Origin of the sequence: Ramlibacter sp. (assembly GCF_036383835.1) — a bacterium.
In the GTDB taxonomy this organism is placed as follows: domain Bacteria; phylum Pseudomonadota; class Gammaproteobacteria; order Burkholderiales; family Burkholderiaceae_C; genus Ramlibacter.
Window position 1 is genome coordinate 1 of record NZ_DASVNN010000013.1, and the last position, 16168, is coordinate 16168.

Below are 16168 nucleotides of genomic sequence, written 5' to 3' on the forward strand. Positions count from 1 at the left end.
GGCAGCGGCGGCCTCCGGCGCGTCGTCCGCGGCTGCCGCGGTGACGCTTCCGGCCGCCCCCCTCGCTGCCGCCAGCGCCGCCATGACCGGTGCCGCCGTGGCCGCCATGGCGCCGGCATCGGCCAAGAAGTGATGCCCACGCAGGCCAACGCAAGATCGGACTGAATCATGGCAACCACCGCATCCCGCGCCGACGCTCCTCCGCTCCAGGAGAGGATCGCGGCGCAGTTCCGCAACCTGAACCCGAACGACCCGGCGTCGTGGCCCCTCGTGCCGAAGCTGGCGATGTGCATCGCGCTGGCCGCCCTGATCGTCGTGGCCCTGTGGTTCGCATGGCTCACGAATTCGGCCGACGAACTGACGGCCAAGCAGGCCGAGGAACAGACCCTGCGCCTCGACTACAAGAAGAAGGTCACCCAGGCGGTGAACCTGGACGCCCTGCGCAAGCAGCGCGAGCAGGTGCAGCAGTACGTGACGCAGCTCGAGAAGCAGCTCCCCAGCAAGGCCGAGATGGACGCGCTGCTGTCGGACATCAACCAGGCGGGCCTCGGCCGCAGCCTGGCGTTCGAACACTTCAAGCCGGGCCAGGTGAGCGTCAAGGAGTACTACGCCGAACTGCCGATCTCGATCAAGGTTTCGGGCCGCTACCACGACATGGGCTCCTTCGCGTCCGACATCGCGCACCTGTCGCGGATCGTGACGCTGAACAACATGGACATCCAGCAGGGGAAGGACGGCAACCTCTTCATGGAGGCGCAGGCGCGCACCTACCGCTATCTCGATTCCGACGAGGTCGCCGCGCAGCGCAAGGCGACGGCCAGGCCGGGGGCGAAGAAATGAACCGCAAGCTCTTGCCGGTCCTGCTGGCCGCGGCCTTCCTGAGTGCCTGCGACTCCAACGAGACCGAGATCCAGCAGTGGATGGCGCAGGAACGCGCCGCCACCAAGCCGAACATCCAGCCGATCCCGGAGCCGAAGAAATTCTCGCCCCAGGTGTACCAGCAGGAAGCGCAGATGGAGCCCTTCAGCAACCAGAAGCTGACGGTGGCCCTCAAGCGCGACGCCCAGCAGGCGGGCTCCGCCAGCGCGGCGCTGCTCGCGCCGGAGCTGAGCCGCCGCAAGGAGCCGCTGGAGGCGTACCCGCTGGACGCGATGGTCATGGTCGGCAGCCTGATGAAGGGCGGCCAGCCGGTGGCCCTGGTCAAGGTCGACAACCTGCTGTACCAGGTCAAGCCGGGCAACTACCTCGGCCAGAACTACGGAAAGATCACCAAGGTGGCCGAGAGCGAGGTCGTGCTGCGCGAACTGGTGCAGGACGCGGCCGGGGAATGGGTCGAGAGAACCGCGACACTGCAACTGCAGGAGAAGTCCAAATGAAGAAACAGAACGAGTGGAGTTGGCGAGGGCTGGCCGCCGCCGTGGCGGCCTTGACCTGCGCATGGTCCGGCGTGGCCATCGCGGCACCTGCCGTGGAGAACGTCACCGGCTCGCTGCAAGGCGGCCGTGAGGTGGTGCGGATCGACTTCAGCGAGCCGCTGCAGACGCTGCCGACGGGCTTCGCGACGCAGACGCCCGCGCGCATCGCCCTGGACGTGCCCGGCGCGACCAACGCGATGGGCCGCGGCGGCGTGGACATCAGCATCGGCAACGTGCGCTCGGTCAACGTGATCCAGTCCGGCGAGCGCTCGCGCGTGGTGCTGAACCTCAAGGCCCCGACCAACTACCAGCTGCAGATGGACGGCAAGTCCCTGCTGGTGACGCTGGATCCCGTGGCGCAGACGGCGCAGGCGGTCCAGTCGGGACAGGCCTTCGCCGAGAGCCGCAACCGCGACATGCAGCCGCTGAAGGACATGGACTTCCGGCGCGGCCCCGACGGCGCCGGCCGCGTCGTCGTGGACCTCTCCAGCAACCAGGTGGGCGTGGACATCCGCCAGCAGGGCCAGACGCTGGTGGTGGACTTCCTGAAGTCCTCGCTGCCCGAAGGCCTGCGCCGCAAGATGGACGTGACCGACTTCGGCACGCCGATCCAGACGGTGACGACCACCCAGAACGGCGACCGCGTGCGCATGGTCATCGAGCCGCGCGGCGTGTGGGAGCACAGCGCCTACCAGTCCGACACCCAGTTCGTGGTGGAAGTGCGCGCCCAGAAGCAGGACCCGGGCAAGCTGACGCAGGGCCCCGGCTACAGCGGCGAGAAGCTGTCGCTGAACTTCCAGAACATCGAAGTGCGTTCGCTGCTGCAGGTGATCGCCGACTTCACCAACTTCAACATCGTCACCTCCGACTCGGTGACCGGCGCCGTGACCCTGCGCCTGAAGGACGTGCCCTGGGACCAGGCGCTGGACATCATCCTGCAGGCCAAGGGCCTGGGCATGCGCCGCGGCGGCAACGTGCTGTGGATCGCGCCGAAGGACGAGATCGCCGCCAAGGAAAAGCTGGAGCTCGAGGCCAACGCCGCGATCCAGAGCCTGGAGCCGCTGCGCACGCAGTCCTTCCAGCTCAATTACGCCAAGGCCGAAGACGTGTCCAAGGGCCTGATCGGCCAGGGTACCGGTGCCACGCGCATCCTGTCCGCGCGCGGCAGCGTGATCTCCGAATCGCGCACGAACCAGCTGTTCGTGACCGACGTGCCGACCAAGCTCGAGCAGGTGCAGGGCCTCATCGCCAAGATCGACATCCCGGTGCGCCAGGTGCTGATCGAGGCGCGCATCGTCGAAGCCTCCGATACCTTCGGCAAGACCCTGGGCGCGCGCCTGGGCGCGGTCGACTTGCGCACCAACAGCCCGCGGGGAGCGTCGCCCGGCTACGGCGTCGGTGGCCAGCGCGGCTCGTTCACCGGCACGTACGACGCGGTGTCGGCCCAGACCGGCCAGGTCAAGCGGGACGAGGAATCCTTCAACACGGGCAACACCACGTTCCTGAACCTGCCGGCGGCGGGCGTCGGGGGCTTCCCGGCAGCCACCTTCGCGATCTCGCTGTTCAACGCCGGCGCCAACCGCTTCCTGAACCTGGAACTGTCCGCGCTGGAAGCCGACGGCAAGGGCAAGCTGGTGTCGAGCCCGCGCATCGTGACCGCCGACAAGACCAAGGCGCTGATCGAGCAGGGCACGGAATTCCCGTACCAGCAGGCGACCGCCAGCGGCGCGACCTCGGTGGCCTTCCGCCGCGCGACGCTGAAGCTGGAAGTGACGCCGCAGATCACGCCCGAAGGCAACATCATCCTGGAGCTGGACATCACCAAGGACAGCCGGGGCGAGACGACGGCCGCGGGCATCGCGATCAACACCAAGCACATCAAGACCAACGTGCTGGTGGAGAACGGCGGCACCGTGGTGATCGGCGGCATCTTCGAACTGACCGAGACCGAGAACGAATCGCGCGTGCCGTTGCTGGGCGACATCCCGATCGCGGGCAACCTGTTCAAGAACAAGCAGCGCAGCAGCAACAAGCAGGAGATGCTGGTGTTCATCACGCCCAAGATGGTCACCGACCGCCTGGGCCAGGCAAGCCGCTGATCCGGTGACAATGGCGTCTTGATCCTTTCACTCGTCGGCATGCCCGGCAGTGGCAAGTCCACTGTCGGGCGCCAACTCGCAAGGCGGCTCGGGCTGCCTTTTTTCGATTCCGACCACCTGATCGAGCAGCGCCTGGGCTGCAGCATCCGGGAGTACTTCGCGCGCGAGGGCGAAGCGGCCTTCCGCGATGCCGAGGAGCAGGTCCTGGCCGAACTGGCGCGCGGGGCGGACGCCGTGGTCGCCACCGGTGGCGGGGCGGTGCTGCGTGAAGCGAACCGGCGCCACCTGCGCGAAGGCGGGCGCGTGATCTACCTGCGCTCCACTCCCGAGGAACTGCACCGCCGCCTGCGGCACGACACGCAAAGGCCGCTGCTGCAGGTGGCCGACCCGCTCGGCAAGCTGCGCACGCTCTACGCCGAGCGCGATCCGCTGTACCGCGAGGCGGCGCATTTCCACATCGAGACCGGCCGGCCTTCGGTGCCGACGCTGGTCAACATGATCGTGATGCAGCTGGAGCTGGCGGGGGTGCTGCCGCTGCAGCCTTAAACTCGCGGGCATGCCCGCCCCGACTTCCGCCGTTCCCCAGCAGGTGCGCATCGCCCTGGGCGAGCGCAGCTACGACATCCAGATCGGCGCCGGCCTGCTCGGCGCGCCCGCCGCCTGGCAGGGCCTGCCCGCCGCCACGGCCGCCCTCGTCGTCACCAACACCACCGTCGCGCCGCTGTACGCCGCGCGGCTGCGCGAGAGCCTCACCGCGCATTACGGGACGGTGCACGAGGTCGTGCTTCCCGACGGCGAGGAGCACAAGGACTGGCAGACGCTCAACCTCATCTTCGATGCGCTTCTCTCGAAGGGTTGCGACCGCAAGACGGTGCTCTTCGCGCTGGGCGGCGGCGTGGTGGGCGACATGGCGGGTTTCGCGGCGGCGAGCTACATGCGCGGCGTGCCCTTCGTGCAGGTACCGACCACGCTCCTGGCGCAGGTGGATTCCTCGGTGGGCGGCAAGACCGCGATCAACCATCCGCAGGGCAAGAACATGATCGGCGCCTTCTACCAGCCGGCGCGGGTGGTGTGCGACCTCGACACGCTGAAGACCCTGCCGCCGCGCGAACTCAGCGCGGGCCTTGCCGAGGTGATCAAGTACGGGCCGATCGCCGACATGGACTTCCTGGACTGGATCGAAGCCAACGTCGATGCGCTGGTGCGGCGCGAGCCGGCGGCGCTCGCCCATGCCGTCAAGCGCAGCTGCGAGATCAAGGCGGAAGTCGTCGGCCAGGACGAACGCGAGTCGGGGTTGCGCGCGATCCTCAATTTCGGCCACACCTTCGGCCATGCGATCGAAGCCGGGCTCGGCTACGGCGAGTGGCTCCACGGGGAAGCGGTGGGTTGCGGCATGGTGATGGCGCTGAACCTGTCGCGGCGGCTCGGCCTGGTCGACGAGGCCTTCGAGCGCCGCGTGACCGCGCTGGTCGCGCGTGCGGGGCTGCCCATCGTCGGTCCGGATCTCGGCGCGGAGCGCTATCTCTCGCTGATGCGCGTCGACAAGAAGGCCGAGGCGGGGCAGATCCGCTTCGTCGTGATCGAACGCCCCGGCCAGGCCGCCGTGCGCTCCGCGCCGGACGACGTGGTGCGCGCGGTGCTGGCCGACTGCACCCGCTGACACGCCCCGCATGACGCTCGCCGCCTACGCCTGCGACCCCGCGCGCACGCGCGGGCGCCGCCACCCGGAGCCGCCGGCGCCCACGCGCACCGAGTTCCAGCGCGATCGCGACCGCATCGTGCATTCGACGGCCTTCCGGCGCCTGGTCTACAAGACGCAGGTGTTCCTCAACCACGAAGGCGACCTGTTCCGCACGCGGCTGACGCATTCGATCGAGGTGGCGCAACTCGCGCGCTCGATCGCGCGGCCGCTGGGCCTCAACGAGGACCTGGTGGAAGCGATCGCGCTGGCGCACGACCTCGGCCACACGCCTTTCGGCCACGCGGGTCAGGACGCGCTCGACGAATGCATGGCGGCGCACGGCGGCTTCGAGCACAACCTGCAGAGCCTGCGGGTGGTCGACGCGCTGGAAGAGCGCTATCCGGAGTTCGACGGGCTCAACCTCTGCTTCGAGACGCGCGAAGGCATCCTGAAGCACTGCTCGCGCGCCAACGCGCAGGCGCTGGAGCGCGCGGAGCCGGGCGGCGTGGGCCGCCGCTTCCTCGACCGCACGCAGCCGGGCCTCGAGGCGCAGCTGTGCAACCTGGCCGACGAGATTGCCTACAACGCGCACGACATCGACGACGGCGTGCGCTCCGGCCTGATCACGCTGGAGCAGGTGGCCGAGGTGCCGCTGTTCGGGCGGCATTGCGGCGAGGCGCAGCGCGAGCACCCGCAGCTGCAGGGCCGGCGGCTGCTGTACGAGGCGATCCGGCGGGTGCTGAGCGCGCAGGTGTACGACGCGATCGCGGCGACGCAGTCCGCGCTCGACGCGGCGCGTCCGGAAGATGCGGACGCGGCGCGCCGGCTGCAGCCGCTGGTGTGCTTCAGCGAGGAAGCGCGCAGCCAGTCCGCGCAGCTCAAGAGCTTCCTCTTCCGCAACCTCTATCGGCATCCGCGCGTGACCGAGACCACGGGCCAGGCGCAGGAGGTGGTGCGCGAGCTGTTCGCGCGCTACTGCGCGCAGCCGCAGGAAATGCAGGCGGGGTTCGCCGCGCGCGCCGACACCCCGCGTGCCGTGGCCGACTACATCGCCGGCATGACGGACCGCTACGCGCTGCGCGAGCACGAACGGCTGACGGGCCGGCGCCTGCTCGCCCCATGAAGAGACCGGCCCCGGCGCTGGTGGTCGTCCTCGCCGGCATCAGCGCCGCGCTGCACATCGGCAAGCTGCCGCCCGCGCTGCCGGTGCTGCACGACACGCTGCACGTCACGCTGGTGCAGGCGGGCTTCCTGCTGTCGCTGGTGCAGCTGGCGGGCATGACGCTGGGACTCGCGATGGGGGCCGCGGCCGACGCGATCGGCGCGCGGCGCACGATGATCGCGGGACTCGTGATCCTGTCGGCGGCGAGCCTCGCGGGCGGCATGGCGGCTACGCCGGGAGCGCTGCTGGCCTTGCGGGCGGTGGAAGGCGCCGGCTTCCTGCTGGCATCGCTGCCCGCGCCGGGCCTGATCCGCCGGCTGGTCGCGCCGCAACGCCTGTCCGCGATGCTGGGACTCTGGGGCGCCTACATGCCTTTCGGAACTGCCAGCGCGCTGCTGCTCGGGCCGGCCCTCATCGCCGCGATCGGCTGGCCCGGCTGGTGGTGGCTGCTGGGACTGCTCTCGCTGGCGATGGCGGTCGTGGTGTGGGTTGCGGTTCCCGCGTCGGCGGATCTGCGCACCGGTGCGTCCGGTACGAAGCTTGCGCAACGCATTGCGCGCACGCTCGCTGCTCCGGGGCCCTGGCTCGCTTCGCTGGCCTTCGCGGCCTATTCGGCGCAATGGCTGGCGGTGATCGGCTTCCTGCCGACGATCTACGCGCAGGCCGGGCTGGCGGCGGGTTTCACCGCGGTCGCCACCGCGCTGGCGGCCGCGGTGAACATGGTGGGCAACATCGCGTCGGGACGGCTGCTGCAGCGCGGGGTGCCGGCGCCGCGCCTGCTGCAGTGCGGCTACCTGGCCATGGGCCTGGGTGCGGTGCTGGCCTTCGCGCCCTGGGGCGAAGCCGGCGCCTGGCAGGCGCTGCTGCGCTACGCGGGCGTGCTGGCGTTCTCGATGGTGGGCGGTCTGATCCCGGGCACCCTGTTCTCGCTGGCGGTGCGCGTCGCCCCCGAGGAAGGCGCGGTGTCGAGCACGGTGGGATGGATGCAGCAATGGTCGGCTTTCGGCCAGTTCGCCGGTCCGCCGCTGGCGGCCTGGGTGGCGGCGCGCGCCGGCGGCTGGCATGCGACCTGGTGGGTGACCGGCGCGTTCGCGGTCGCGGGCCTGGGTATCTCCGCGGCAATCGCCCGCTTCCTGGCGGGACATGCGGCGGCACGGCCCACGGTCTCGCAAGGCTCCTCCTAGAATTCCGCATGCGCAGCAACGACACCGCCGTGGCCGACACGCGCCGCTGGCTGGAGCTTGCGGTCGTCGGGCTCAACCTCTGTCCCTTCGCGAAAGCCGTGATGGTGAAGCAGCAGGTCCACATCGTGGCCACGCCGGTCGAGGACGGCCAGTCCATCCTCGACGATTTCGCGCACGAGCTCGATGCGCTGGTGCAAATGGATGCGGACGTGCGCGACACGACGCTGCTCGTGATCCCGCACGGCATGGACGACTTCCTCGCCTTCCACGATCTCACCGCGCGCGCCGAGCGCCTGGTGCGCAAGCGCGGGTTGCAAGGCACGATCCAGGTGGCGAGCTTCCATCCGCGCTTCGTCTTTGCCGACGCGGACGAGGACGACATCGGCAACTACACCAACCGCGCGCCGCATCCGACGCTGCACCTGCTGCGCGAGGCCAGCATCGAACGCGCGGTCGCCGCGTTCCCGGACCCGGCCGCGATCTACGAAGCGAACATGGAAAGACTGCGGCAACTGGGACGCGCCGGCTGGGAAGCCCTGGGCGTGGGAGCGAGCGAATGAAGGCGGCGAAGCAGAACGTGCACGAGGAACTGGGCTTGCGCCAGGGGCAGTCGCTGGAACTGCTGCAGGAGCTGCACATCCTCACGCGCGAGGGCCGCATCAACCAGGACTCGCGGCGCAAGCTCAAGCAGGTCTTCCACCTGGTGCAGTTCATCGAGAAGCTGCTCCTGGAGATTCCGGCGGAAGGCGGCCATCCGACGCTCGCCGATCACGGCGCCGGCAAGTCCTATCTGGGCTTCATCCTCTACGACCTGTTCTTCCGCGAGCGCGGGCAGGGCCACATCTACGGCATCGAGACGCGCGCGGAACTGGTGGACAAGTCGCGCGAGCTCGCGCGGCGCCTCGGCTTCGATCGCATGGGCTTCCTGCACCTGAGCGCGGCGGACGCGGCCGATTCCGCCCAGCTGCCGGAGAAGATCGACGTCGTCACCGCGCTGCACGCCTGCGATACCGCGACCGACGACGCGATCGCCTTCGGCCTGCGCAAGCACGCGAAGTTCATGGTGCTGGTGCCGTGCTGCCAGGCGGAGGTGGCCAGCTGCCTGCGCGACCAGAAGGCGCTGGCGCTGGCGCGCACGCCGCTGTCGGAGTTGTGGCGGCATCCGCTGCATACGCGCGAGCTCGGAAGCCAGGTGACCAACGTGCTGCGCTGCCTGTACCTGGAGGCGATGGGCTACCAGGTGACGGTGACCGAACTGGTCGGCTGGGAGCACTCGATGAAGAACGAGCTGATCCTGGCGCGCTGGACGGGGCAGCGCAAGCGCGCCGCCGCGGATCGGCTGCGCGCGATCCTCGTGGAATTCGGATTGGAAGCCCTGGAGGAGCGGCGTTACCCCGGGCTCCGCAAATTGGGGTCAGATTCCAATTTATGATCTCTGGATGGCACGCCTTCCCCGGCTGACGGTTCCCGGCTATCCGCATCACATCATCCAGCGCGGCAACAACCGCCAGCCGATCTTCTCCCGCGAGGCGGACTACCAGTTGCTGCTGGACCTGATCCACGAGCATGCGCGCCAGCAGCACGTGGCCATCCACGCCTATGTGCTGATGAGCAACCACTTCCACCTGCTCGCCACGCCCGAGACGGAGGAGGGCATTCCGCAGATGATGCAGGCGGTAGGCCGGCGCTACGTGCGCCACTACAACCTGCGGCAGGAGCGCAGCGGAACGCTGTGGGAGGGCCGCTATCGCTCGACGCTGATCCAGGCGGAGCGTTACCTGCTGGCCTGCATGGTCTACATCGACCTGAATCCGGTGCGCGCCGGCATGGCGGCCGATCCCGCGGATTACCGGTGGTCGAGCCACGAGCACTACATCGGTCGGCGGGCGGACAAGCTGGTCACGCCGCACCCGCTTTACTGGGAGCTGGGCAACACGCCCTTCGCCCGGGATGAGGCCTATGGAACGCTGGTCCGCGCGGGGATTGGCGATCGCGAGAAGCAGGCGCTCACGGATTCGGCCCTGCGAGGCTGGGCGCTGGGAGAGCCCGACTACGTCGCGGAGCTGCAGCGGCGCACGCAGCGCAGGGTGGCACGCGCGCAGGCGGGGCGTCCGCGCACCAAAACGGAGTAACCTGTCCCCGATTAAGTCAACTCCATTTTCAGCAGCCAGGTAATTGGAATCTGACCCCAATTATTTTCCTTGGCAGGGCTGCTGCACTGCAGTACCCTCGGGGTTTCCCCGAATCTCGAGGTACGCGCCATGACGACGGCTGCCGAAATCGCCCATTTGCAAGAACAAGGCCTCTACACGGGGGCGAACGAACACGACGCATGCGGCGTCGGCTTCGTGGCCCACATCAAGGGCGAGAAGAGCCACAGCATCGTTTCCCAGGCGCTGAAGATCCTGGAGAACCTGGACCACCGCGGCGCGGTCGGTGCCGACAAGCTGATGGGCGACGGCGCCGGCATCCTGATCCAGCTGCCGGACACCCTGTACCGCGAGGAGATGGCCAAGCAAGGCGTGGAACTGCCCCCGCCCGGCGAGTACGGCGTCGGCATGATCTTCCTGCCCAAGGAGCACGCCTCGCGCCTCGCCTGCGAACAGGAGATGGAGCGCGCGATCAAGGCCGAAGGCCAGGTGCTGCTCGGCTGGCGCGAGGTGCCGGTCGATCGCGACATGCCGATGTCGCCCGCCGTGCGCGCCAAGGAACCGATCCTGAAGCAGGTGTTCGTGGGCCGCGGCTCCGACGTCATCGTGCAGGACGCCCTGGAGCGCAAGCTGTACGTGATCCGCAAGACGGCCAGCGCCGCGATCCAGCGCCTGAAGCTCAAGCACAGCAAGGAATACTACGTTCCGAGCTTCTCCAGCCGCACGATCATCTACAAGGGCCTGCTGCTGGCCGACCAGGTCGGCGTGTACTACAAGGACCTGCAGGATCCGCGCTGCGTGTCCGCCCTGGGCCTGGTGCACCAGCGCTTCTCCACCAACACCTTCCCCGAGTGGCCGCTGGCCCACCCGTACCGCTACGTCGCCCACAACGGCGAGATCAACACGGTCAAGGGCAACTACAACTGGATGAAGGCGCGCGAGGGCGTGATGTCCTCGCCCGTGCTGTCGGCCGACCTGAAGAAGCTGTACCCCATCAGCTTCCCCGACCAGTCCGACACCGCCACGTTCGACAACTGCCTCGAGCTGCTGACGATGGCCGGCTACCCGCTCGCCCAGGCCGTGATGATGATGATCCCCGAGCCGTGGGAACAGCACACGCTGATGGACGAGCGCCGCAAGGCCTTCTACGAGTACCACGCCTCCATGCTGGAGCCCTGGGACGGCCCGGCCTCCATCGTGTTCACCGACGGCCGCCAGATCGGCGCCACGCTGGACCGCAACGGCCTGCGTCCCTCGCGCTACTGCGTGACCGACGACGACCTGGTGATCATGGGCTCCGAGTCCGGCGTGCTGCCGGTGCCGGAGAACAAGATCGTGCGCAAGTGGCGCCTGCAGCCCGGCAAGATGTTCCTGATCGACCTGGAGCAGGGCCGCATGATCGACGACGAGGAAGTGAAGTCCTCGCTCGCCAACGCCAAGCCCTACAAGCAGTGGATCGAGAACCTGCGCATCAAGCTGGACGACCTGTCCGAGACCTCCGGTGACGCGCCGGCCTCGCAAGTCGAACTGCTCGATCGCCAGCAGGCCTTCGGCTACACCCAGGAAGACATCAAGTTCCTGATGGCCCCGATGGCGACGGCCGGCGAGGAGGGCATCGGCTCCATGGGCAACGACAGCCCGCTGGCCGTGCTCTCCGACAAGAACAAGCCGCTGTTCAACTACTTCAAGCAGCTGTTCGCGCAGGTGACGAACCCGCCGATCGACCCGATCCGCGAAGCGATCGTGATGTCGCTCGTCTCCTTCATCGGCCCCAAGCCGAACCTGCTGGACATCAACCAGGTCAACCCGCCGATGCGGCTCGAAGTGAGCCAGCCGATCCTCGACTTCGCCGACATGCAGAAGCTGCGCGAGATCGAGAAGCACACGCACGGCAAGTTCCGCAGCTACACGCTGGACATCACCTACCCCGTCGAGTGGGGCAAGGAAGGCGTCGAAGCCAAGCTGGCCTCGCTCAACGCCGAAGCGGTCGACGCGATCCGCAGCGGCCACAACATCCTGATCATCAGCGACCGCGCGGTGTCGTCGCAGCAGATCGCGATCCCCGCGCTGCTGGCGCTGTCCTCCATCCACCAGCACCTGGTGCGCGAGGGCATGCGCACGACGGCCGGCCTGGTGGTCGAGACCGGCTCCGCCCGCGAAGTGCACCACTTCGGCGTGCTGGCCGGCTACGGCGCCGAGGCCGTGCACCCCTACCTGGCGATGGAGACCCTGGTGTCCATCCACCAGGACCTGCCGGGCGAGCTGAACGCCGAGAAGGCGATCTACAACTACATCAAGGCGATCGGCAAGGGCCTGTCGAAGATCATGTCCAAGATGGGCGTGTCGACGTACATGTCCTACTGCGGCGCCCAGCTGTTCGAGGCCATCGGCATCAACAGCGACACGATCGAGAAGTACTTCACCGGCACCTCCAGCCGCGTGGAAGGCATCGGCGTGTTCGAGATCGCCGAGGAAGCGATCCGCTGCCACAAGTCGGCCTTCGGCGACGACCCCGTGCTGGCCACGATGCTGGATGCCGGCGGCGAGTACGCCTGGCGCACCCGCGGCGAGGAGCACATGTGGACGCCCGACGCGATCGCCAAGCTGCAGCACGCATCGCGCGCCAACAACTGGAACACGTACAAGGAGTACGCCCAGCTGATCAACGACCAGAGCCGCCGCCACATGACGCTGCGCGGCCTGTTCGAGTTCAAGTTCGACCCGTCCAAGGCCATCGCGCTCGACCAGGTCGAATCGGCCAAGGAGATCGTCAAGCGCTTCGCCACCGGCGCGATGTCGCTAGGCTCGATCTCCACCGAGGCGCACGCCACGCTCGCCATCGCGATGAACCGCATCGGCGGCAAGAGCAACACCGGCGAGGGCGGCGAAGACCAGGCCCGCTATCGCCAGGAGTTGAAGGGCATCCCGGTCAAGACCGGCCAGACCATGTCCGACATCATCGGCAAGGATGTGGTCGAGGTCGACATCCCGCTGCAGGACGGCGACTCGCTGCGTTCGCGCATCAAGCAGGTCGCGTCCGGCCGCTTCGGCGTGACGGCGGAATACCTGGTCTCCTCCGACCAGATCCAGATCAAGATGGCGCAGGGCGCCAAGCCCGGCGAAGGCGGCCAGCTGCCCGGCGGCAAGGTGTCCAAGTACATCGGCAAGCTGCGGCACTCGGTGCCCGGCGTCGGCCTGATCTCGCCCCCGCCGCACCACGACATCTACTCGATCGAAGACCTCGCGCAGCTGATCCACGACCTGAAGAACGTGGCGACGCATTCCTCCATCAGCGTCAAGCTGGTGTCGGAAGTCGGCGTGGGCACGATCGCCGCCGGCGTGGCCAAGTGCAAGGCCGACCACGTGGTGATCGCCGGCCATGACGGCGGCACGGGCGCCTCGCCCTGGTCGTCGATCAAGCATGCCGGCTCGCCCTGGGAGATCGGCCTGGCCGAGACCCAGCAGACCCTGGTGCTGAACCGCCTGCGCGGCCGCATCCGCGTGCAGGCCGACGGCCAGATGAAGACCGGCCGCGACGTCATCATCGGCGCGCTGCTGGGCGCCGACGAATTCGGCTTCGCCACGGCGCCGCTGGTGGTCGAGGGCTGCATCATGATGCGCAAGTGCCACTTGAACACCTGCCCGGTGGGCGTGGCCACGCAGGACCCCGTGCTGCGCAAGAAGTTCTCCGGCAAGCCGGAGCACGTCGTCAACTACTTCTTCTTCATCGCGGAAGAAGTTCGCCAGATCATGGCGCAGCTGGGCATCCGCAAGTTCGACGAGCTGATCGGCCGCGCCGACCTGCTGGACATGAAGAAGGGCCTGGCGCACTGGAAGGCGCGCGGCCTGGACTTCAGCCGCCTGTTCGCGCAGCCCAAGGTGCCGGCCGACGTGCACCGCTTCCATTGCGAGGAGCAGGACCACAAGCTCGAGAAGTCGCTGGACAAGGTGCTGATCGAGAAGTCGAAGGCGGCCATCGAGCGCGGCGAGAAGGTCCAGTTCATGGAGCACGCGCGCAACGTCAACCGCTCGGTGGGCGCGATGCTCTCCGGCGCGCTGACCAAGGTGCATCCGGAAGGCCTGCCCGACGACACGCTGCGCATCCAGCTGGAAGGCACCGGCGGCCAGTCGTTCGGCGCCTTCCTGGCCCGCGGCATCACGCTGTACCTGATCGGCGACGCCAACGACTACACCGGCAAGGGCCTGTCCGGCGGCCGCGTGGTGGTGCGTCCCTCGATCGACTTCCGCGGCGAAGCGACCAAGAACATCATCATCGGCAACACCGCGCTGTACGGCGCGACCACCGGTGAAGCGTTCTTCTCCGGCGTGGCCGGCGAGCGTTTCGCGGTGCGGCTCTCGGGCGCGACGGCGGTCGTGGAAGGCACCGGCGACCACGGCTGCGAATACATGACCGGCGGGACGGTGGCGGTGCTGGGCAAGACCGGCCGCAACTTCGCGGCGGGCATGTCCGGCGGCATCGCCTACGTCTACGACGAGGACGGCAAGTTCGCCAGCCGCTGCAACACCTCGATGGTGTCGCTGGAGCGCGTGGGCACGACGGCCGAGCAGCAGTCGGGCGCCGGCCGCACCCGCCTGCACCGCGACCAGACCGACGAGGCACTGCTCAAGAAGCTGCTGGAAGACCACAACCGCTGGACCGGCAGCCGCCGCGCCCGCGAGTTGCTGGACGACTGGGCCAATGCCCGCATGAAGTTCGTGAAGGTGTTCCCGAACGAGTACAAGCGCGCGCTCGCCGAGATGTACGAGCGCGAGGTGGAGCTGGCCAGCACGGGCAACAACGCCCAGGTCGGCATCAAGCACGAACAGAAGCAGCCGGCGCCGGCCAAGTAAGCGGAGCGAAAAGAAATGGGAAAAGTCACCGGCTTCATGGAGTACGAGCGCGTCGAGGAGGGCTACAAGCCCGTGCCCGAGCGCGTGAAGCACTACAAGGAATTCGTCATCGGCCTCACGAACGAGCAGGCCAAGGTGCAGGGTGCGCGCTGCATGGATTGCGGCACGCCCTTCTGCAACTCGGGCTGCCCGGTCAACAACGTGATCCCGGACTTCAACGACCTGGTGTACCGCCAGGACTGGCAGGACGCCTTCACGGTCCTGGACTCCACCAACAACTTCCCGGAGTTCACCGGCCGCATCTGCCCCGCGCCCTGCGAGGCGGCCTGCACGCTGAACGTGAATGACGAGCCGGTCGGCATCAAGTCGCTGGAACACGCGATCGTCGATCGCGCGTGGGAGCACGGCTGGGTGACGCCGCGCGCCGCGCGCGTCAAGACCGGCAAGAAAGTGGCCGTGGTCGGCTCGGGTCCCGCGGGCATGGCTGCCGCGCAGCAGCTGGCGCGCGCCGGCCACGACGTGACGCTGTTCGAGAAGAACGACCGCATCGGCGGGCTGCTGCGTTACGGCATCCCCGACTTCAAGATGGAGAAGCACCACATCGACCGCCGCGTCAAGCAGATGGAAGCCGAAGGCGTGACCATCCGCACCGGCGTGATGATCGGCGAGCTGCCCAAGGACTCCAAGGTCACCAACTGGGCCAAGGAAACCATCTCGGCCAGGCAGCTGCAGCAGGATTTCGACGCCGTGGTGCTGACCGGCGGCGCCGAGCAGTCGCGCGACCTGCCGGTGAAGGGCCGCGACCTCGACGGCATCCACTTCGCCATGGAGTTCCTGCCGCAGCAGAACAAGATCAATGCCGGCGACAAGGTGAAGAACCAGCTTCGCGCCGACGGCAAGCACGTGATCGTGATCGGCGGCGGGGACACCGGCAGCGACTGCGTGGGCACGAGCAACCGCCACGGCGCCAGGTCCGTGATCCAGTTCGAGCTGATGCCCATGCCGCCCGAGCAGGAGAACAAGGAGCTGACCTGGCCGTACTGGCCGTACAAGATGCGCACGTCCTCCTCGCACGAGGAAGGCGTGACGCGCGAGTTCGCCATCGCCACCAAGGAGTTCATCGGCGCCAACGGCAAGGTCACCGGCCTGAAGACGGTGCAGGTGGAATTCAAGGACGGCAAGTTCGTCGAGGTCGCGGGTACCGAAAAGGAGTACAAGGCCGACCTCGTGCTGCTGGCCATGGGCTTCGTCAGCCCCGTGGCGTCCATCCTTGAAGGCTTCGGCGTCGACAAGGACGCGCGCGGCAACGCCAAGGCGACGACCGACTTCGCCGGCGGCTACGTGACGAACGTGCCGAAGGTGTTCGCTGCGGGCGACATGCGCCGCGGTCAATCGCTGGTGGTATGGGCGATCCGCGAGGGCCGACAGGCGGCCCGCGCAGTGGACGAATTCCTCATGGGGTTCAGCGATTTGCCTCGCTGACGCGAGGCTCACGCCACCCCATCGGGGCGTCACGGGAGCGCCGGCTTGCACGCCGGCGCGGCGACCTGCCGCATTAAAGCCACACCCGAACGGGGGAGCTCAGCCTTGGCTCAGGCTGCGTTTGAGTAAACCCCCTATCATCAT

General features: G+C 68.1%; 12 protein-coding genes. All 12 read left to right on the plus strand.

The window, feature by feature from the left end:
* Positions 1-168 precede the first annotated feature (168 nt).
* The 12 genes from VF522_RS02460 to VF522_RS02515 all read left to right on the plus strand — a co-directional run bounded on the left by VF522_RS02460 (position 169) and on the right by VF522_RS02515 (position 16024).
* Positions 169-840, plus strand: a complete 672-nt coding sequence (locus VF522_RS02460; protein WP_330906628.1) for a type 4a pilus biogenesis protein PilO — start codon at positions 169-171, stop codon at positions 838-840.
* Positions 837-1376 carry a pilus assembly protein PilP gene (locus tag VF522_RS02465; RefSeq protein WP_330906629.1) on the plus strand — a complete coding sequence of 180 codons (540 nt, stop codon included), beginning with the start codon at positions 837-839 and terminating at the stop codon, positions 1374-1376. Before VF522_RS02460 ends, VF522_RS02465 begins: the two co-directional genes overlap by 4 nt.
* On the plus strand, positions 1373-3514 hold the full coding sequence (pilQ, locus tag VF522_RS02470; RefSeq protein WP_330906630.1) for a type IV pilus secretin PilQ: 2142 nt from the start codon (positions 1373-1375) through the stop codon (positions 3512-3514). The genes VF522_RS02465 and pilQ overlap by 4 nt, the downstream gene beginning before the upstream one ends.
* A gap of 18 nt (positions 3515-3532) precedes the next feature.
* The gene (locus tag VF522_RS02475) at positions 3533-4060 is read left to right on the plus strand and encodes a shikimate kinase (RefSeq protein ID WP_330906631.1); all 528 of its coding nucleotides are present in this window, start codon (positions 3533-3535) and stop codon (positions 4058-4060) included.
* A gap of 10 nt (positions 4061-4070) precedes the next feature.
* On the plus strand, positions 4071-5174 hold the full coding sequence (gene aroB, locus VF522_RS02480; protein WP_330906632.1) for a 3-dehydroquinate synthase: 1104 nt from the start codon (positions 4071-4073) through the stop codon (positions 5172-5174).
* 10 nt (positions 5175-5184) lie between these two features.
* A complete protein-coding gene (locus VF522_RS02485; RefSeq protein WP_330906633.1) occupies positions 5185-6318 on the plus strand; it encodes a deoxyguanosinetriphosphate triphosphohydrolase in 1134 nt (377 codons plus the stop codon).
* The gene (locus VF522_RS02490) at positions 6315-7541 is read left to right on the plus strand and encodes an MFS transporter (RefSeq protein WP_330906634.1); all 1227 of its coding nucleotides are present in this window, start codon (positions 6315-6317) and stop codon (positions 7539-7541) included. Before VF522_RS02485 ends, VF522_RS02490 begins: the two co-directional genes overlap by 4 nt.
* Before the next feature lie 8 nt (positions 7542-7549).
* Positions 7550-8101 (plus strand): DUF1415 domain-containing protein, encoded by a 552-nt coding sequence (locus VF522_RS02495; RefSeq protein WP_330906636.1) that lies wholly within the window; start codon positions 7550-7552, stop codon positions 8099-8101.
* Positions 8098-8973 carry an SAM-dependent methyltransferase gene (locus VF522_RS02500; RefSeq protein ID WP_330906637.1) on the plus strand — a complete coding sequence of 292 codons (876 nt, stop codon included), beginning with the start codon at positions 8098-8100 and terminating at the stop codon, positions 8971-8973. The genes VF522_RS02495 and VF522_RS02500 overlap by 4 nt, the downstream gene beginning before the upstream one ends.
* Positions 8974-8980: 7 nt before the next feature.
* Positions 8981-9673, plus strand: coding sequence for an REP-associated tyrosine transposase (locus tag VF522_RS02505; protein WP_330906638.1), 693 nt, complete (start codon positions 8981-8983; stop codon positions 9671-9673).
* 129 nt (positions 9674-9802) lie between these two features.
* Positions 9803-14542, plus strand: coding sequence for a glutamate synthase-related protein (locus tag VF522_RS02510; protein WP_330906639.1), 4740 nt, complete (start codon positions 9803-9805; stop codon positions 14540-14542).
* A gap of 15 nt (positions 14543-14557) precedes the next feature.
* Positions 14558-16024: a glutamate synthase subunit beta gene (locus VF522_RS02515; RefSeq protein ID WP_330906640.1), complete on the plus strand. Its 1467-nt coding sequence runs from the start codon at positions 14558-14560 to the stop codon at positions 16022-16024.
* The last annotated feature ends 144 nt before the right edge of the window (positions 16025-16168 follow it).